Source organism: Alteromonas sp. ABV2_168, from assembly GCF_056161165.1.
Genome location: NZ_JBSWYQ010000003.1, coordinates 114,704 through 133,051 on the forward strand (window position 1 = coordinate 114,704; position 18,348 = coordinate 133,051).

The window sequence follows — 18,348 nt, forward strand, 5'->3', positions numbered from 1 at the left end:
CGCGTCTTAAGGAGTAGTGATGAAGATTGCGATGATTGCCGCCATGGCACACAACCGGGTTATCGGCGCTGACAATGATATGCCCTGGCACCTGCCGGCCGATTTGAAGCATTTCAAGGCGGTAACGTTAGGTAAGCCGGTGATCATGGGACGCAGAACCTGGGAGTCAATTGGCAGACCTTTACCTGGCAGACCCAATATCGTCATTACTTCTGCAGCAGCTTCAGATTTTCCTGACACGGTGACTGTGGTTACTAACGTCGACGAGGCACTCAGCGCTGCCAGTGAGATGGTCACGGAAGATGATGAAGTGATGGTGATTGGTGGCGGTAAGGTCTATGAAGCTTTTCTGCCTCAGGCAACCACTCTTTATCTGACACAAATAGCGTTAACTGTCGAAGGTGACACCTGTTTCCCTGATTACGATTCTCAGGGCGACTGGGTACGTTCAGATGTGGTTGAAAACCGTGCCGATGAGCATAATCCTTACGACTACACTTTCTTCACATTAACACGTAAATAGTCTTAAAATACATCAATCGGTATTTTATACAGTGCCGCCCGGTGCAACATACCGGGCAGAACGGCATAAACTGTATGGTCGGGTCAGACGGGTGAAATTACTCACCCATCTGATCGAACAGACTTTCCAGAGACAGTCCCTGATGACCCAGCATATCGCGCAGTCTGCGCAGTGCTTCTACCTGGATCTGACGGACTCGTTCCCGTGTAAGGCCAATTTCCGCACCCACATCTTCAAGGGTAGACGGTTCGTACCCTAATAAACCAAAACGACGTGCTAACACTTCCCGTTGTTTCGGATTTAACTCACCGAGCCATTTCACGATATTCGACTTCATATCGCTGTCCTGCAGGTTATCTTCCGGACCAAATTCATTATGGTCGGCAAGAATATCCAGCAGTGCCTTATCGTTTTCACCACCGATAGGTGTGTCCACCGATGTAATGCGCTCATTCAGGCGAAGCATACGGCTGACTTCGTCAACAGGCTTATCAAGCTCTGTAGCTATTTCTTCTGCAGTAGGCTCGTGGTCGAGCTTCTGTGAGAGCTCACGTGCACAACGCAGATAAACATTTAATTCTTTGACTACGTGAATCGGTAAACGAATCGTGCGGGTTTGATTCATGATCGCCCGTTCGATCGTCTGACGAATCCACCAGGTCGCATACGTAGAGAAACGGAAACCACGTTCAGGATCAAATTTCTCAACTGCACGGATAAGACCCAGGTTACCTTCTTCAATCAGGTCAAGTAATGCCAGACCGCGATTGTTGTAGCGACGGGCAATTTTCACAACCAGACGAAGATTAGATACAATCATACGCTTACGGGAGGCCTCACAGCCTTTCAGTGCGCGACGTGCAAAATAAACTTCTTCTTCTGCGGTAAGTAGGGGTGAGAAGCCAATTTCTCCCAGGTACAACTGGGTGGCATCCAGGTTTTTCGGTAAGTCCTCCTGAACAAATACTGCATCATCCTCAGTATCATCCAGATCATTGTTAATTGCTTCACCAGCTTTCATATCAACTGGCATGTCCATCTCGTTCAACTCATCCCGAGACTTTGATTCGATTACAGCGGCTTTTGTTTGACCCACGACTGCATCTCCTGCGTTGTTGGTTACCCTGCGATGTTCTCCTCAAATTTTCTTATTATTTATTGTTATTATTATCTTTCTGGCAGATACCTTAGGGGGTCTAACGACTTGCCCCGGTATCTCACTTCAAAATGAAGCTTGACCGAATCTGTTCCACTATCTCCCGTTGTCGCAATTTGTTGCCCTGCGGCGACCCATTGCTGCTCCTCTACAAGGAGCTTGTCGTTGTGTGCATAAGCACTCAACAGGGCATCGGTATGTTTAATAATTACCAGGTTACCGTACCCACGTAATGCACTGCCTGCGTAAACCACTTTGCCTTCCGCAGCGGCCAGAACTGGTGCGCCTCTTTGTGCGCTGAAATCCAACCCTTTGTTGCCCGATTCCGCATTACTGAATGTTAACGCTATGTTACCTTTACTGGGCCAAACCCATTTTGACACCCTTTCGGGGAAATCCCTTCTGGCTGAATCTTTGACACCTTTCGTCAAAGGTTTGACACTAGTAACTTCTTGGTTGTTAACATTAATTTCACGACCACTGTACGCCTGTGGTTTATCCCGGTCAACACTCCTTTCGTCGTATATATCGCTGGTCGTACCAGTTTTTTCTTGAACTTTTGGCTTAGAAGTGTTCCCTGTCAACGCTGTCACAGATTGTGGGTATAAGCGTAAAGTTTGACCCGGGTAAATATCGTAAGGTGCTGATAAAGAATTGTATTTAGCAAGATCTCTATAGTCATTTCCGGTAAACCAGGCGATAGCGAACAACGTATCACCCTTTTTTACCAGATAAGTTTTACTTTCTGACCCTTTTTCAGAATATTCAGTCTGACTATTGAGTAAAGTCACCGGTGCAGGGGCTGTTCTGCCACTGCAACCCGTCAAAAAAATGGCGAAAATGCAGGCGATTGAAGCATTTGTTGCTCGCATTTTGCCCATTAATCTACCTTAGTGGAGTAAAAAGTACGCAAGAACGGCCAGTCCGATTGTTAACCAACCGAGTATTTCCACGTATTCACGGAGTTTAGCTTCCATGGCTGCACCACCCCATTTCATGAGACCGGCAACCAGAAAGAAGCGGGCTCCACGACCTATTGCAGACGCTACAATAAAAGGTACCAGAGCCATATTAAGAACACCGGCACTGATGGTGAAAACTTTATATGGTATAGGAGAGAAGCCGGCGAGGAAGACAACCCATACGCCATAGGTTTCAAACCAGTCGACAGTGGTTTGCAGTTTTTCTTCGTAACCCGCAGAGATAATAAGTGGTTCCAGCCACGCCTCAAAAGTGAAAAATCCCAGTGCATAGCCGGCAATGCCGCCGAGCACGGATGCAATAGTGGTCAGGGCAGCAAATAACCATGCACGGTTGGGCTGTGACATGGACATTGGCGCCAGCATTACGTCCGGTGGTATGGGGAAAAACATAGATTCTGCGAAACTCAGTCCCGCAAGATAGCGATTAGCATGCTTGTGACGGGCCCATCGCAACGCCAGGTCATAGCATGGTTGAAAAATTTTCACTGAAGCTCTCCTGCAACCAGTGGTACAAAACGCACAGCTTCAATGGTCTCTGTTTTAAGCTCACCATCAATTCTGTCTACACATAACAAATTTTGCTGTTCGCTGCCTACCGGAATAATCAAACGGCCACCTTCTTCAAGCTGGTCGCAGAGATCCTGTGGCAGGCTGCTCGCTGCGGCGGTAACCAGAATGGCATCATACGGGCCTTTACTGGGCCAGCCTTTCCAGCCATCGCCATGTTTCATGGAAATATTGTGCAGGTTGAGTTGATTCATCCGGCGCTTCGCTTGAAACTGCAACGACTTGATACGTTCAACACTGTAAACGTGACCAAAAAGTTGTGCGAGGATTGCGGTCTGGTAGCCTGAGCCGGTACCAATTTCCAGAATCTTCCTTGGACTGTTAGAGGCTTTCAGCAGCAACTCCGTCATCTTGGCGACAATATAGGGCTGAGAAATCGTTTGTCCCTGTCCTATGGGTAACGCTGTATTTTGATAAGCTTTGTGTTTGAGGGCATCGGGTAAAAATAATTCCCTTGGCGTGGATGCAATAGCGGTCAGTACTTTTTGATCCCGTACGCCCTCGCTGAACAAAAGCTCAGCGAGCATTTCACCTTTTTTCAATGTTCTCATTGCTGCAAATGATTTCCTGTTTTTCCCGTATCTTATTTCCGGCAGCCGGTTTGTGGTTAGCTGCCTTCACAGGATTTATTGTTATCAGAGTTTTTTATTCAGCCAGTCTTCCATGTTAGTGAGGCTGTGATGAGCTGTCATGTCCACGCTTAATGGTGTCACAGAGCAGTAACCGTTAGCGATGGCATGAAAATCTGTGTCAGGGCCGGCATCCTGTTCGGCTCCGGCCGGACCGTACCAGTAAATTTCCCGACCGAAAGCATCTTTGGCTTTTACCATGGCTTCGGCACGATGTCTGCGCCCCTGACGTGTCACTTTGATACCGGCGAGTGCATCGTATGGCACATCCGGCACATTTACGTTCAAAATTTGATTGGGGGGTAAAGGATGCGCCTGCAATTTGCGGATAATATCCAGCACCACACGGGCTGCGGTTTCAAAGTGTTTGCCTTCGTGGCTGGCCAGTGAAACGGCAATGGCCGGCAGACCCATGTACCGCCCTTCGGTTGCTGCTGCTACCGTGCCGGAGTAAATAACGTCGTCACCCAGATTTGCGCCATGGTTAATACCCGACACCACCAGCTCCGGGTCGTCGTCAAGGAAACAATTTACGCCCAGGTGAACACAGTCAGAGGGCGTGCCATTCACCGAATAAAAGCCGTTATCCAGTTGCTGAATGCGGAGCGGACTGTGCAGCGACAGCGCGTTGCTGGCACCGCTGCAATTGCGGTCCGGCGCGATCACGGTGACATCGTGCTCTGCGGCAAGTGTTTCGAATAAAACAGCAATGCCTTTGGCGAATACACTGTCGTCGTTACTTAAAAGAATACGCATGAAGGCTCCTGACGTTTTTTGTCCGGTAAGTCGCTTATACTAACTGCCGGCTGTTTCACCATTTGTGTCAACACAATCACGTAACACGGTAGTGGCATAACAACCGGACGGTAAGCTGAAAGAAACAATTACTGTATCACCGTTATGTTGCCATTCAAGTTGCGCCGGCCAGATTTTTATCGGTCTGCGTTCCTGTTTCAGGCCGGCTTCACTGAGATAACTGGTAACCTCAGGATATTTACCTGCTACAGCCAGTTCAAGCTCTGCCGCTTCACCGGTAACCGGTACATCACCTTTTCCCCACAGCGGCGCCGTGGGTGATAAATCTTTATCTTCGTAACGGGCTTGCAACCCGCTATCTTCACCGTTTTCAGTAAAATAGCTGTGAGACCCGCTGAGCATCAGTGCGTCACCACTTATTACATCATTCAGTTTACCAAGACGAATGCGCTCACTGATGACCTCATTAAACAGCCAGCTACGTAGGGCGGACAGTGCCATATTGCGTTTGTTGCGGTTGCGGATAGCTTCCCCGGCAATCATTTTTTCTGCCAGTTGCAGGTTACCGCCTTCCTGACGCTCGCCGGTCTCAGCGATCCGGACACTGCCAAAACGCTGCTCGCCGAAGTAATTGGGCACGCCGTTTCTGGCAGCCTGTTGCAGCGCCTCTGTCAGCGCAGTAACGTCGCTGACGGCACGCAGGGTAATGGTGAAATGGTTCCCTTTGAGCTGCCCGGTGCGTAATTTCCTATTGTGCCGTTCATGCTTAAGGATCTTTACGCCTTCAAGTTCCAGTCCTGAAAAGTCGAAATCCGGTTTTCCCGGAGCATGTAATCCGAACCACTGGCGGGTAACCGCGTATTTGTCTTTTCGTCCTGCGTAGGTCACATTCCGTAATGGCAAGCCGGTAAATTTAGCCAGTTGCTCAGCGACCCAGGCAGTATTGGCCAGCTTTTTTTCGACCCACAAAAATTGATGTTCACCGTCACCGCTGAAACTGTAGCCAAGATCTTCGGTGACAACGAAGTCTTCAGGATGCGTCTTGAGTGCGGCGGTGCAGACCGGAGGAGTATCACTGTACAGCCAGTGCTGAGTGCGTAACGTGCTCATGTTATTCAGCTCTGATCAGCACAACAGCGTGGGCTGCAATGCCTTCTTTGCGGCCGGTGAAGCCCAATTTTTCTGTTGTCGTGGCTTTTACGTTGATATCGTCAACAGCGCACCCGCAGTCACTGGCGAGAACTTCCAGCATAGTTTGTATGTGAGGAGCCATTTTCGGGGCCTGCGCAATAATAGTTATATCAGCATTGCTCAGCACATATCCCTTTTCTTTCAGTAACCCGACTACGTGCCGGAGCAGAAAACGGCTGTCCACACCAGACCATTCGTCATCAGTGTCCGGGAAGTGTTTACCAATATCTCCCATTGCAGCAGCGCCCAAAAGTGCATCACACAATGCATGAATTAATACATCGCCGTCAGAATGGGCCAGTAAGCCCTGCTCGTAATCTATGCTGACGCCGCCAATAACAATGGGGCCTTCACCACCAAATTTATGAACGTCGTAACCATGACCAATACGCATAGGTGCCTCTTAAATTATAAAGTTTGGGTTTGTTGCAGATAAAATGCTGCCAGCGGCATATCGGCAGGGCGTGTAATTTTGATATTTGCCGGATTACTGTCAATAAGGGCTACCTTGTGACCGGCCGCTTCCATGGCTGAGGCTTCATCGGTAACGGGAATATTCTTTTCCTGTGCCTGTATTAATGCCTGCCTGAGTTCGCCGGCACGAAACAGTTGGGGCGTCAGCGCATGCCATAGTTTTTCTCTGCATTCAGTGTGGGAAACAATATTGTTTTTACTCGCCATTTCCCGCTTCATCGTGTCTTTGACCGGCGTTGCCAGAATGCCGCCTGCCACGTCATCCCGTTCTCCGACCTGCAAAAGTGTGTCTATATCAGTCAGAGACACGCAGGGCCTCGCCGCATCGTGGACCAGGGCCCAGTCATTGTCGTTCAATTGTGAGAGGGCGGCGAATACCGAGTCTGCCCGTTCTGCACCACCATCAACCACAGTCAGCCAGGGAGCATTAGCCACCGGCAACTCCGGAAAGAAGGGATCGCCGGCACTGACCGCTACTACAATATGAGAAATTTTCGGATGGGCGTGCAACGCAGAAAGCGTATGCTCCAGAATGGTTTTTTCGCCGAGCCTGAGATATTGCTTAGGTCTGTCAGCTTGCATGCGGCTGCCGACACCTGCTGCCGGTACCACAGCAACTACAGAAGGATGAGACATGGACTATTCGTTATCCGCGGGAAGGATCCGGTAGAAGGTTTCGCCCTGCTTAATCAGGCCCAGCTCATTTCTGGCCCGCTCTTCAATAGACTCAAGGCCGATTTTTAAATCGCTGATATCAGCCTTAAGCAGATTGTTTCGCTGGGCAAGGTTGTCGTTCTGTAACGACTGTTGCTGAACTTCCTGTTTAAGCGCAAGGTAGTCTGGCAGTGAATTCTTACCGAACCACAAGCGGTACTGGAGTAATCCCAGCAACACTATCAGTACAACGGTAACCCACTTATCTTGCCACACGGCAAACACCTTAACGTTAAATAAATGACTATTATGCCTGTACTGGCCCGGCGGGTCTACTGACCAAGCTTGCTTTTAAGTTTGTCCAGCAGTTTATCCTTTTGCTTATCTATCACGCTGTTCAGCTGTGTTTTTAATAACCCTTCCAGTTCGCTGCTGTCTCCCTGCGCTGCTTTCAGCATGCTCTCCACACTCACCAGTTCGGTTTGTGTGTCTGACTGCAGGGCGCTGATCTTACTGTTGAGCTTATTCATGGCTTCGTCCAGCTTATCCTGTTGAGATGCCGTTAACTCTGTAAGTGCAGCCTGTGCCAGCTTATTATCGAGATCTGACTTTATACTGAAGCCGGGATCATTGAGTGTACCGGATAACGCCATTTGCAAATCCAGCGACGATAGCTGTTTCAGTGCATTGGCAATGGCGGTAGTGAGTTTATTGGTGCCGGCTGCTTCCATCGCCAGCCCGGCAAGATCGATATCGCTGCCGCCACTGAGCTGGTTATCTTTAACAGACATACTTCCGGTGGCACTCATCAGGGCTTTTTGTAAAGCGGCAGAGAGTTTCTCACTTTTGACCATGGGAATATCTGCCAGATTAATGCCAGATAGCGACCATTGCTGGAAGGCCTCAACCACGCCGTCGTCTATGCGGAACTGGCCTGACGACTCAAACTGCTTAAGTAAGGCACCGGCAGCAGAAATGGTGAAGGTAGTCGCATCACCGGCCACATCGTGCATGTTGGTGATGTTCTTCCATACGCTGCCAATGCTTTCATCCTGCCATTTCACTGACACTTCTGCGTCTTTAACCAGAATATAAGGTAAATCAGCAGGGGCCTCTTCTGCAGGTTGCGTATCGCCCTGTATCAGAGGCAACACAATTTCTACGGCAGACATGAGATACTGTGTATATTCCGCGGCTTTGTCGCCGAACACCATCTGCGTAACCTGTTGCATGGCGGCATCGTCGCCGGCGATAACATTTTTAATGAACTGGTAATCCTGCTGCGGGGCGTTCTTCAGGGCTTTGAGGCTGTCTGACAGGGCGGTTCTGGCATCCCCCGCTTTGTCAGTGAACTCCCGGATTCTGGTCCGGTCTGAGGTAATTTCCGCTTTCAGAGACTCAAGCTTTTCCTTTGCAGAAAGCAGGGTTTGAGGATCTTTATAATCTGTATTTTTCAGAGCCTCAATCTCTGATTTATAGAATGCGATTCGGGATTTGTCCGGCAGCGCCTTGTAGTTCGCTTTTAAATCTTCAGAGTAAGTGGTGTAAGCCTGTTGCGCCTGTTCCACCGCCGCAGTAGTTTTCAGCGGGGAGCGGGCCAGTAATTCATCCACCGTAGGTACAGCATCTTTGGCTTTTTGTTTCATTTCGTCAAAGGTCAGACTCTGAGTTGGCTGACGGTATACCGCGCCTGGCGTACTTCTGGGCTGATTGAACTGCACATCCAGCACAGACAGTTTATTCACAATGACCTGATCTGACAGCAAGGGCATCAATGCTATATCGCCGGAGGCTTTTCCTACCAACACCTGATTCCTTGCCGGAGTCGTGGCATCCGTCAGTTGCACATTTTCAAGGGTAAAAGTAGTGGGGTACAGCGAGTGATCGAAACTGCCGATGTTTACCTCAGCTCCGTAAGATTCCGACAACTGAGATTCCAGTACGGACTTGATGAGGGCATTGGCAAACAGCCAGTACGCCACCACCAGCAAAACGATAATGAAAACGGGATAGTAGCGTTTCTTTACCCTCAAACCTGACATGAATAACTCCTGGTTGGATGCGGTCAGTACTGGAATTTTCGCATAGCCTGACGCGCCTGCTCAACATGACCTGCCAGTGCAATACTGGTTTGTGTCATTTCTTCTACGTTACTCACAGTATGCCTTGCGGACTCAGAAAGTTCATTAATTCGCAGGTTTACTTCCTGTGCCGCGTCACTTTGCTGACCGGTAGCCTCCGCAATATGCCGGTTCTTAGCGGCGATGTCAGACATAATACTTAATAGAGTACGTAACGTTTCATCTGCCTGCCTGATATTTGCAACGGTGCTGTCTACAGCGGACTGGCTGGTTTTAACTGCGTTCACTGCGGCAGATGATCCACTTTGTAACTCCTGAATCATCTGCTGAATTTCATCAGTACTCTGACCGGTTCTGCTGGCGAGCGTACGTACTTCATCGGCCACCACTGCAAACCCGCGACCCTGTTCTCCGGCGCGGGCAGCCTCAATAGCCGCGTTCAGTGCCAGTAAATTAGTTTGTTCAGAAATACCCCGGATAACATCAAGCACGCTGCCAATCTTGTCGCTCTGCTGGGCAAGCTGGCTCACCGTATTCACCACTGATTCAATACTCTGGTTCAGCGACTGAATGTCTGTCACCGACTGTGTAACAGCCTGAATCCCTGCTTTTGCACTTTGCCCCGCCGACTCCGTAGAGTGGTCAGCCTCTGTAGCATGACGACTGACATCGCCAATATTCACGGTCATTTCTTCCATTGCAGAGGCAACCTGTATGGCATTGTGACTCTGCGTTTGTGCCTGACTTTCGCTAGACTGACGGATATCGGCTAACCGCGAACCTTCCTGGGCTACCTCTTCTATTGCACCATGGAGAGACTGCAGTGACTCCCTCACCTTCGCCACAAACGCATTGTAATGGCGGCTGAGTCTGGCTATTTCATCATTTCCGTCCTCAGGCAGTTCACGGGTTAAGTCACCCTGACCCTGGGAAATATCTTTCATCCGCTCAGTGGTTGCCCGTAGCGGAGTAATAATGCTCTGACCAATTAACCAGGCAAACAGAATAACTAGGATCAAACACACCACGCCCAGGCCGATAAACACATTGCGGATATGAGAAAACGCTGCGTCGAGACGGGTAAGATAAATGCCGGTGCCAACGGTCCACTGCCAGGGAGCGAAACGTTTTACGTAGGATATTTTATCCACGGCTTTTTCGGAATTAGGCAATGGCCAGACGTAGGGAACAAAGCCTTCATTCTCTGACTTCACCAGCCGTGCCATGGTGACGAAGAACTTATCGCCGTTAGCGTCTTTAAAATCCGTTAAATCCTGACCTTCAAGTGCCGGCTTGATGGGGTGCATGACCATGGCCGGCGTATCATCCTGGATCCACAAATAGTTACCGTCGTCATAGCGTATTGCTGCTATAACACCTTTGGCCTGCATTTGTGCTTCAGCGATGGTCATATCCCCGTTTTCTGACAACGTGGAAAAGTGTTCCAGTACCGAGTAAGCCGACTCAACGATGTGCTTCGTCTCTTCATAAGCCTTATCTTTTTGCGCTTCATAGTGTTGCTGCAACACTACCACTGTCATTAAAAGCAGCAGGCCTGCTACCAGCAGTACAAGAAAGGCTAACCGTTGAACAACGCTGAAATTTCGTAGCTTCATGCTATCTCATCCATTTGTTTATGAAGGGAGTGTAGGAAAGCTTTCGTCATTCCGCCATATGAAAAGCGGTGAATATCAGTAAGAAAGTTGTATTTTCCGCTGGCCTTTTTCCAGGCCCGTTCAGGGATGTACATCTTTTTATACAATTCGCGCCGGACGACAGAAAAGTCAGGACAGAGCGCCCCTTTTCCTTACCGGGGTTTGTGATAGCATGCCGCCGCTGAAAGCCGGTCGTGATCTTTACAGGTCAGGGAACATATTAATGATCAACAATCGACTTTACTTGCTATTTCAGCCCCTGAAGGGCATCGTGAGTGCAAGAATCAACCAGCAGGTAATGACAACACCATACAGATAAAGAAGGGTTTCAATGCTCACTAATGACAATCTCAATTCGCTGCCTTCTATTCGTCAGCGCATCCGCGACCACTACCGTATCGATGAATCCACCGCGATAGATCAAATTCTGCCTGTTGCCGAAGTCAATCCCAGAGCACGAAGCCGGGCCTGGGAGCGAGCACGTAAAATGGTGCTGCAAATCCGCCGGGAGCAGGAAAGTCATGGCGGCGTTGATGCTTTACTCAATGAATATTCGCTGTCTACCTCTGAAGGTGTGGTGTTGATGTGTCTGGCCGAAGCTCTGCTTCGTGTGCCGGATAAAGCCACTCAGGACGAGCTTATCCGTGACAAACTGTCAAAAGGTCAGTGGACTCCGCACCTGGGGAACTCAGATTCCATGTTCGTTAACGCATCGGCATGGGGTCTTCTGTTAACCGGCAACATGGTCAACTATGCGGACAAGCGTCGTAAAGAGCAGTTCGGCTTACTGAAACAGACCCTTGGTAGATTGGGTGAACCGGTTATCCGCCGTGCAATGAATATTGCTATGCGGGTTATGGGCCGTCAGTTTGTTATGGGTGAAACCATTGCTGATGCGGTAGAGCGGGCGAAAGAGAAAGAGAAGAAAGGTTACGTCTATTCTTACGACATGCTGGGCGAAGGTGCCCGCACCATGGAAGATGCAGATCGTTACTACGACGCTTACGTTAAGGCCATTAAAGAAATCGGCAAAGCGGCAGCAGGTCGCGGGCCCAAGCGTTCTCCCGGGATTTCTGTCAAGCTGTCGGCGATCCATCCCCGCTATGAATTTTTACATGCAGAACGGGTGATGGCGGAAATTCCGCCCAAGCTGAAAGCCCTGTGTATGATGGCGAAAGAGTACGACATTGGCCTCACCGTTGACGCTGAAGAAGCGGATCGTCTGGACATTTCTCTGGACGTCATCGAAACCGTATTCCGCGACCCGGACCTTGAGGGCTGGACAGGATTTGGTCTGGCAGTTCAGGCTTATCAGAAACGGGCTATTCATGTCATTGAGTGGTTACGCACGCTGACCCTGGAAGTGGGTCGCAGCTTGATGGTGCGACTGGTTAAAGGCGCTTACTGGGATACAGAAATTAAGATGACCCAGCAGGCTGGTGTGGACGGTTTCCCTGTATTTACACGAAAATCCTCGACTGACGTGTCTTATCATGCCTGTGCTAACCGTTTGCTGGATTATCGTGATTCGATTTACCCCCAGTTTGCTACCCATAATGCGTACAGCGCATCGGTGATCATTGAGCTGGCCGGTGATGACAAAGACGGGTTTGAGTTCCAGTGTCTTCACGGTATGGGCGACACCCTTTACGATCAGGTTGTGACGCAGGAAAAAATTCAGTGCCGCGTTTATGCGCCGGTGGGTGAGCATGAAGATCTGCTGGCTTACCTGGTTCGCCGCCTGCTGGAAAACGGGGCGAACTCATCTTTCGTTAACGCAATTGTTGATGATGAAAAGCCGGTTGAATCACTTCTGGAAGACCCGGTCGAGAAAACCCAGCGTCTTAAAACCCGTTACAACAAGCAAATCAGTGCCCCACGCGATCTTTACGCGCCGGAGCGTGACAACTCCCGCGGTCTTGACCTCACTGATGTTAACGCCGTGCACGCGCTTCAGCATGAACTGGCCCGCTGGAAAAATTATTATGTGGTAACTGACGGTAAATTACCGGAAGGGGCCACGGCAGTCCTGAACCCTGCCAACAAATCTGATGTGGTGGGTTTCCATCATTATGCAGAACAAAAACAGATGACAGAAGCGCTGGACAAAGCCCACAACGGTTTTGCGGCCTGGTCAAAACGTTCTGTGGAAGAACGGGCGGACATTCTTGAACGCACGGCTTTTGCCCTTGAGCGTCATATGGGCGAACTGATTGCCATTTGTATCCGTGAAGCAGGTAAAGTTACGCAGGACAGTATCGACGAAGTCCGTGAAGCTGTGGATTTCTGTCGTTATTATGCTGTCCGTGCCCGTGAGCTGGACGAGGATCAGCGTTTTGTTCCCCGTGGTGTTGTGCTGTGTATCAGCCCCTGGAACTTCCCGCTGGCGATTTTCTTAGGTCAGGTGGTGGCAGCTTTAGCGACCGGTAATACGGTGGTGGCGAAGCCTGCTGAACAAACCAGTATGATCGCTAAACGTGCGCTGGAAATTATGCACACAGTGGGTCTGCCGGAAGATGCTCTGCAACTGATTATTGCGCCCGGCAAGCATGTCGGCAGTACATTACTGCCTGATGAGCGCATTAAAGCGGTGATGTTCACCGGTTCAACCCAAACCGGTACGTTGATTTCCCAGTTACTGGCAGAGCGGGGCGGTGAGCAGGTTCCTCTGATTGCTGAAACCGGTGGTCAGAACTGTATGATTGTTGATTCAACGGCCTTACCTGAGCAGGTGGTGGATGATGTGGTTCATTCCGGCTTCCAGAGCGCCGGTCAGCGCTGTTCTGCATTGCGGGTGCTTTACGTTCAGGAAGACATTGCTGATGATTTAACTGACATGCTCATCGGCGCGATGAAGGAATTGAGTATCGGCGATCCGGCCCTTCTCAGTACTGACGTAGGTCCGGTGATTGACGAAAAAGCTTTCAACAGCCTGAAACAGCACGAAGAAGTGATGCAGGATAAAGGTAAGTTGCTTTATCAATGTGAGATCCCGGAAGGTTGCACTGACGGTTATTTCTTCCCGCCAACTCTTTACGAGATCAAGAGCATTGATGTGCTGGAGCGTGAGGTTTTCGGTCCGGTCATTCATATCGTCCGCTTTAAAGGTAAAGAGATCGGCGAAGTGGTGGACAAGATCAACAGCACCGGGTTTGGCCTGACAATGGGCATTCACTCCCGCATTGAAGAAAGGGCAAACGAACTGGCTGCCCGCAGCCGTGCCGGTAACGTTTATGTTAACCGCAATATGATCGGCGCCATTGTCGGCGTACAGCCATTCGGCGGACGGGGACTATCCGGTACCGGGCCTAAAGCCGGCGGTCCGAACTATCTGCGCCGTCTGATGCAGGAGCGTGCTACACCGAAGCCTTCTCAGGTCGACGATATCGATAATCTGGATGCTGCATTGTCCGGTGAGAAGCAGGACGCCGAAGCTGCAACCCGCCTGATGAATCAGGGTGTTAATGTTGAAGCGCAATGGCGACATACTCCGCTGAACGACCGTATTTCTATGGTGCGTCAGTTACTGGCAAAGCTTGCCAGAGTCGACATTGTTGATGAACTGGCAGATGACTTAAACCGCACCCTGGCAACCGCCCGTCAGCAACTGACAACGGTTGAACGCACATTGTCCAAACCCACACAGCTGCCGGGGCCGACTGGTGAGTCTAACAAGCTTTACCTTGAACCCCGTGGCGTACTGGTTTGTTTCGCCGATAAAGGCGTGACATTCGAATACTGGACGTTGTCTATCGTGACTGCACTGGCAACCGGTAACGTTGTGGTATCAGTAGTATCTGATCTATTTTATGAAGAAGCGCTGGAATTCCAGAAACACTTCAATAAAACCGGTGCCGCTGAGGGGGTATTCCAGGTAGCAAGATTAAGTCATTTAAACGACTTACTTATGCATGAACATCTGGCCGGTGTGGTGGTGGATTCTCACACTGAACGTACTGCTCAGATTGCGGCCATGTTATCTTCCCGCAAGGGCGCTATTCTGCCGGTCATCACCGCAGAATATAACGATAACCTGATCCAACGTTTACTTACTGAGAAAACCATCAGTATTGATACCACCGCATCCGGCGGTAATACTTCGCTGATGACGCTGGTGGAAGACGACGAGTAAGTCCTTAAGGTCTGTCGTAAACACCACAAAAAACCGGTCCCGCTTAAAAAACGGAACCGGTTTTTTTAACTTTAAATAAAATGGCGTTGCAGGTTATGTCCGGCTTACATCCATTCTTCGTTACGACGGCGCTTCTTCGGCAGGAAGGTAAGGATCACGCCAAGCAGTACGCCACCACCGGCAACAATACCGCCCCAGGTAAACCACTTGATCATTTCATCTTTACTCTGCTGTTCCAGCTTATTGGTAAGACGGGTAATCTGAGTTGTCTGATCGCCGGTTTCGTCCTGAAGTTGTTTCAGTTCCTGACGGGTCGCGTTCAGTTGCTGTTTCAGCCTTTCATTCTCTGACTGTAAACCCTGTACGCCGGCTTCGCTGTCGGCCAGACGCTGAGTCAGCAACGGAATTTTCTCGGCATAAGACATTTCATTACTGATAAAACGGGTTTCTACCCAGCCAGTGCGGCCTTCATTATCTTTTATCTGCGTAAACTCTGTCTCGTTATTTCTGTCCAGTACAGTAATGGGCGTTCCGGCGGCCACAGAGCCTAAAATCCGGTAGTTCCGGCCCGCACCCGTATGAAGAAATACGAAAAGATCGTCGCGGATATAATTTGAAGAAGAAGCTTCCAGCTGCAGAGATTCTTCAATGGAATCCTCCTGTGCGAAAACCTGGATTGAAAGACCAATTAATGCGATGGTCAGCCATTTTCGTAACATAGTGCGTCCGTAGTTGTTTTAAGAAACTGTGTGATGTTATTGGCTGCAAACCTGAAAGGCAAGCGTACCCGCCACATTGGACCGGCAACCCGGCTGACAGTTCACTACGTTTGCACATTTGTAAGGTGATCATCCGTTGCGAAAAGTATTATACGAAGGTATTGTGTCGGAATACTGACACTTACCGACCTGCCTTTTTCTCTATGTCGGAAATAGAAATAAAATTTGTTACCCGCGACAATGCTTTACCTGCATTTGTCGAAAAAGTGCTGCCTGCCTTTGAGCAGGCTGGTTTCAGCATTTCCCGTGAGCCGGAAATGCGCTTGCAGAACGATTATTACGATACTGCAGACCACCTTTTCCAGCAGGAAAAGATGGGTTTCCGCGTCCGTGGTAATAATGGCCGTTTTGAACAGACCATGAAAACCCATGGCAAAGTCAGCGGCGGTCTGCATGAGCGTGCCGAGTACAATGTGGCCCTTGACGGTGCTGAGCCGGACTTGCGCCTGTTTCCCGGGGATGTCTGGCCGGACGACTGGCTGATTGAGCAGGTAAACGATAAATTGCAGCGCCAGTTCAGTACCCATTTCGTAAGAACCGCGTTCGATGTTGAATGGGACGGCGCATGTGTAGAAGTGGTGATTGACGAAGGTGAAGCCAGTACGGGTAAGAACAGCTCTCCTATCCATGAGATTGAGCTGGAACTGAAACAGGGCGAAGTGACCCACTTGTTTACACTGGCAAAGTTGATCACAGAAAACACATCTGTGCGCCTGAGCGATGTGTCTAAAGCTGCGCAGGGCTACCAGTTGCTTAACGGGCTGTCGCCGGTTATTTCCCAAATGCAGCCTTATTTAAAGCTGGAACAGGGTACAACAACCGAAGAGGCTTTCTGCCGGGCAGTGCAGCAAGCGTTATCTCACTGGCAGAAACATGAGCATCTGTATTTCGAAACCGGGTCTGTGAAGATGTTCGGCGAAATCGTTAAAAGTGCACGCCTGTTGTTGCAAACCGTATCTTTGTATCTGCCTGTTCTGCAGTGCCCGCAATTATTGTCAGTGCATCAGTTGCTGATGAAATATATGCAAGTCTGGTTATGGCAGGATGATCTGCAGAGCCTTCGCTATCTGTTGTCGAAAAAAAGCTTGTTTAATAAGTGTCTGAGTCGTTATCCGGCACTGACCAGTTATTTGCAGGGCAGAAAAGCCGGGTTAATTCATGCACACACACCTGATGAAATACTGTACAGTAAACAAACTAATACGTTAAAAGTATTAGTTGCTCAGTTATTGCAGGAAAAACCCTGGCGCCAGCATTCAACTGCATACAGCCTGCCGGTAATGGAACATGCACAGGGATGGTTATCTCAGGGCTGGCAAACGGTACAACAAACTATGCCGGGCAGCAAAACAATGACACCCGAAAATTATCTGGCCATTGGTGTACTGCTGAGACAAACCTTATGGAACGGTTTTCTGCTGGCTGATTTATTTGATGAAGAACGACATCATTTCCGCGCGCCATGGTTAGATATTCTTACCGGAATTGACGAATTAAAAGCGTTAATGATGCTGCGGGCCCTTGCTACTGAATCTGAGCTGGACGAACTGTCAGATGTATTCACTTGGGTGGATGATAAGATTGCTAATTTGATGCATGTCATGGAGAGAACCAGACAAGCCGGTATGCAGGGCGACGTATACTGGTAAGCAGGCCGTCTGGTCGCACAACGTTTCTTGAAGGAAGTGAGGTAGAAATACATTATGTTGCATCGCTACACCCTTTTCGTGCTGGTTTTGCTCTACCTGGTGATACTGGTTCAGTTCTTCAGGGAAAAGCACCGTGTTTCCGGTGCGCCATGGGTGCTGGCAGCCATGATAGTGTGGCCGTTCATTCTCACTGATGAATGGTTGCGTGCCTTCGGACAGGATGCCGCCGGACTGTCGGTGCTTACTGTATTTACCCCGTTGCTCTCACTAACCTTACTGTACCGTAGTGTCAAACTGCTGGTTATTGATAATGCCAGACCTTCTAAATTGTTACTGTGGCTGCCGGTCGCCCTGGCGCTGCTGGCAGAAATCCCCTTACTGTTTGTCAGCGCTGATGAAAAAGCGCAGTGGCTGGTCTCTTCTCCCACAGGTCATCCGCTGGACAACTGGCATATTTATCTGGTTTATATGGTCACCGGGTTCGGTATTCTGGTACTCGGGATCCTGATCACCGAACTGATACAGAATTACCACCGTTACCTGTCATCTCAGGTGGCTGATGTGCGGGAATTTCGTGTGCAGTGGCTCGGTGGTGCTATGGGAGTTACTGTTGGTCTGGCATTCTGCTGTATTTTGCTGGTCACAGCCGGTGCATTCGGTTTTTTCGATATTCACTTCTGGCAGTCATTGTTTAACCTGCTGTTTGCTATCGCCTTATTGCAAACGTTTATTGCTGTTATTCGTCCGCAACACACGTCTCCGTCGCCGCTGGATTATCACCGCCTTGACGATTTAAAAGCCGAACAGTGCATCATGCGGGAGGCGCTGGTTAAGGCTGAGCAGACAATGACGGATACAGAAGCATTTAAATCCCCCGGCTTGCAGCTCAAAGCCTTTGCCGGTCAGTGCCATGTGGATCCCACTACCCTGGTGATTGCGCTGAGGTTACTGGAAAAAAGAGATTTCAGAAGCTTTGTTTATCAGTACCGTCTGACCTATGCCAAAAATGAGCTTCTCGGTAGCGATGACTCACTGGCGGCGCAGGCGAAACGTCTTGGTGTGCATTCAGAACAGTTTCTGAGCGGTGTAATGATGAACCACATGCGTAAGCAAAGGTAG

The 18,348-nt window shown here is 49.6% G+C and carries 16 protein-coding genes; 4 read left to right on the forward strand and 12 right to left on the reverse strand.

Features of this window, described 5'->3' with window-relative positions:
• Nucleotides 1–19: 19 nt before the first annotated feature.
• On the forward strand, nt 20–523 hold the full coding sequence (gene folA, locus ACXAH4_RS06085; protein ID WP_474845202.1) for a type 3 dihydrofolate reductase: 504 nt from the start codon (nt 20–22) through the stop codon (nt 521–523).
• A 97-nt stretch (nt 524–620) separates the two neighbouring features.
• Here folA and rpoS read toward each other — a convergent pair whose 3' ends face one another.
• From rpoS to ACXAH4_RS06140, 11 genes are all read right to left on the reverse strand, one after another.
• Complete coding sequence (gene rpoS / locus ACXAH4_RS06090; RefSeq protein WP_474845368.1) at nt 621–1,571, reverse strand: RNA polymerase sigma factor RpoS; 951 nt, start codon at nt 1,569–1,571, stop codon at nt 621–623.
• 119 nt (nt 1,572–1,690) lie between these two features.
• Nucleotides 1,691–2,551: a peptidoglycan DD-metalloendopeptidase family protein gene (locus ACXAH4_RS06095; RefSeq protein ID WP_474845366.1), complete on the reverse strand. Its 861-nt coding sequence runs from the start codon at nt 2,549–2,551 to the stop codon at nt 1,691–1,693.
• A gap of 18 nt (nt 2,552–2,569) precedes the next feature.
• A complete protein-coding gene (locus ACXAH4_RS06100) occupies nt 2,570–3,148 on the reverse strand; it encodes a YqaA family protein (RefSeq protein ID WP_474845200.1) in 579 nt (192 codons plus the stop codon).
• Nucleotides 3,145–3,780 (reverse strand): protein-L-isoaspartate(D-aspartate) O-methyltransferase, encoded by a 636-nt coding sequence (locus ACXAH4_RS06105; protein ID WP_119499995.1) that lies wholly within the window; start codon nt 3,778–3,780, stop codon nt 3,145–3,147. The genes ACXAH4_RS06100 and ACXAH4_RS06105 overlap by 4 nt, the downstream gene beginning before the upstream one ends.
• 84 nt (nt 3,781–3,864) lie before the next feature.
• Nucleotides 3,865–4,614 carry a 5'/3'-nucleotidase SurE gene (gene surE / locus ACXAH4_RS06110; protein WP_474845198.1) on the reverse strand — a complete coding sequence of 250 codons (750 nt, stop codon included), beginning with the start codon at nt 4,612–4,614 and terminating at the stop codon, nt 3,865–3,867.
• Between the two features lie 39 nt (nt 4,615–4,653).
• Nucleotides 4,654–5,724, reverse strand: coding sequence for a tRNA pseudouridine(13) synthase TruD (gene truD, locus ACXAH4_RS06115; protein WP_474845196.1), 1,071 nt, complete (start codon nt 5,722–5,724; stop codon nt 4,654–4,656).
• A gap of 1 nt (nt 5,725) precedes the next feature.
• On the reverse strand, nt 5,726–6,199 hold the full coding sequence (gene ispF / locus ACXAH4_RS06120; protein WP_474845194.1) for a 2-C-methyl-D-erythritol 2,4-cyclodiphosphate synthase: 474 nt from the start codon (nt 6,197–6,199) through the stop codon (nt 5,726–5,728).
• A 14-nt stretch (nt 6,200–6,213) separates the two neighbouring features.
• On the reverse strand, nt 6,214–6,915 hold the full coding sequence (ispD, locus tag ACXAH4_RS06125) for a 2-C-methyl-D-erythritol 4-phosphate cytidylyltransferase (RefSeq protein ID WP_474845192.1): 702 nt from the start codon (nt 6,913–6,915) through the stop codon (nt 6,214–6,216).
• A gap of 3 nt (nt 6,916–6,918) precedes the next feature.
• On the reverse strand, nt 6,919–7,209 hold the full coding sequence (ftsB, locus tag ACXAH4_RS06130; protein WP_119503280.1) for a cell division protein FtsB: 291 nt from the start codon (nt 7,207–7,209) through the stop codon (nt 6,919–6,921).
• A gap of 56 nt (nt 7,210–7,265) precedes the next feature.
• Nucleotides 7,266–8,975 carry a TIGR03545 family protein gene (locus ACXAH4_RS06135; RefSeq protein ID WP_474845190.1) on the reverse strand — a complete coding sequence of 570 codons (1,710 nt, stop codon included), beginning with the start codon at nt 8,973–8,975 and terminating at the stop codon, nt 7,266–7,268.
• Nucleotides 8,976–8,998: 23 nt separating this feature from the next.
• Nucleotides 8,999–10,630: a methyl-accepting chemotaxis protein gene (locus ACXAH4_RS06140; RefSeq protein ID WP_474845188.1), complete on the reverse strand. Its 1,632-nt coding sequence runs from the start codon at nt 10,628–10,630 to the stop codon at nt 8,999–9,001.
• A gap of 370 nt (nt 10,631–11,000) precedes the next feature.
• On the opposite strand from ACXAH4_RS06140, the gene putA reads away from it, so the two are divergent.
• Nucleotides 11,001–14,801: a bifunctional proline dehydrogenase/L-glutamate gamma-semialdehyde dehydrogenase PutA gene (gene putA / locus ACXAH4_RS06145; protein WP_474845186.1), complete on the forward strand. Its 3,801-nt coding sequence runs from the start codon at nt 11,001–11,003 to the stop codon at nt 14,799–14,801.
• A 104-nt stretch (nt 14,802–14,905) separates the two neighbouring features.
• Here putA and ACXAH4_RS06150 read toward each other — a convergent pair whose 3' ends face one another.
• Nucleotides 14,906–15,520 carry a TIGR04211 family SH3 domain-containing protein gene (locus tag ACXAH4_RS06150; protein WP_474845184.1) on the reverse strand — a complete coding sequence of 205 codons (615 nt, stop codon included), beginning with the start codon at nt 15,518–15,520 and terminating at the stop codon, nt 14,906–14,908.
• Between the two features lie 203 nt (nt 15,521–15,723).
• Between ACXAH4_RS06150 and ACXAH4_RS06155 the strand changes: the two genes are divergently transcribed.
• Both ACXAH4_RS06155 and ACXAH4_RS06160 read left to right on the forward strand, forming a co-directional pair.
• Nucleotides 15,724–17,229 carry a CYTH domain-containing protein gene (locus ACXAH4_RS06155; protein WP_474845182.1) on the forward strand — a complete coding sequence of 502 codons (1,506 nt, stop codon included), beginning with the start codon at nt 15,724–15,726 and terminating at the stop codon, nt 17,227–17,229.
• 54 nt (nt 17,230–17,283) lie between these two features.
• Nucleotides 17,284–18,348, forward strand: a complete 1,065-nt coding sequence (locus ACXAH4_RS06160; protein ID WP_474845180.1) for a helix-turn-helix domain-containing protein — start codon at nt 17,284–17,286, stop codon at nt 18,346–18,348.

Coding starts and splice junctions, on each gene's coding strand:
- folA (WP_474845202.1), top strand. CDS start 20: ATGAAGATTGCGATGATTGCCGCCATGGCACACAACCGGGTTATCGGC.
- ACXAH4_RS06095 (WP_474845366.1), bottom strand. CDS start 2,551: ATGCGAGCAACAAATGCTTCAATCGCCTGCATTTTCGCCATTTTTTTG.
- ACXAH4_RS06105 (WP_119499995.1), bottom strand. CDS start 3,780: ATGAGAACATTGAAAAAAGGTGAAATGCTCGCTGAGCTTTTGTTCAGC.
- surE (WP_474845198.1), bottom strand. CDS start 4,614: ATGCGTATTCTTTTAAGTAACGACGACAGTGTATTCGCCAAAGGCATT.
- truD (WP_474845196.1), bottom strand. CDS start 5,724: ATGAGCACGTTACGCACTCAGCACTGGCTGTACAGTGATACTCCTCCG.
- ispF (WP_474845194.1), bottom strand. CDS start 6,199: ATGCGTATTGGTCATGGTTACGACGTTCATAAATTTGGTGGTGAAGGC.
- ispD (WP_474845192.1), bottom strand. CDS start 6,915: ATGTCTCATCCTTCTGTAGTTGCTGTGGTACCGGCAGCAGGTGTCGGC.
- ACXAH4_RS06135 (WP_474845190.1), bottom strand. CDS start 8,975: ATGTCAGGTTTGAGGGTAAAGAAACGCTACTATCCCGTTTTCATTATC.
- ACXAH4_RS06140 (WP_474845188.1), bottom strand. CDS start 10,630: ATGAAGCTACGAAATTTCAGCGTTGTTCAACGGTTAGCCTTTCTTGTA.
- putA (WP_474845186.1), top strand. CDS start 11,001: ATGCTCACTAATGACAATCTCAATTCGCTGCCTTCTATTCGTCAGCGC.
- ACXAH4_RS06150 (WP_474845184.1), bottom strand. CDS start 15,520: ATGTTACGAAAATGGCTGACCATCGCATTAATTGGTCTTTCAATCCAG.
- ACXAH4_RS06155 (WP_474845182.1), top strand. CDS start 15,724: ATGTCGGAAATAGAAATAAAATTTGTTACCCGCGACAATGCTTTACCT.
- ACXAH4_RS06160 (WP_474845180.1), top strand. CDS start 17,284: ATGTTGCATCGCTACACCCTTTTCGTGCTGGTTTTGCTCTACCTGGTG.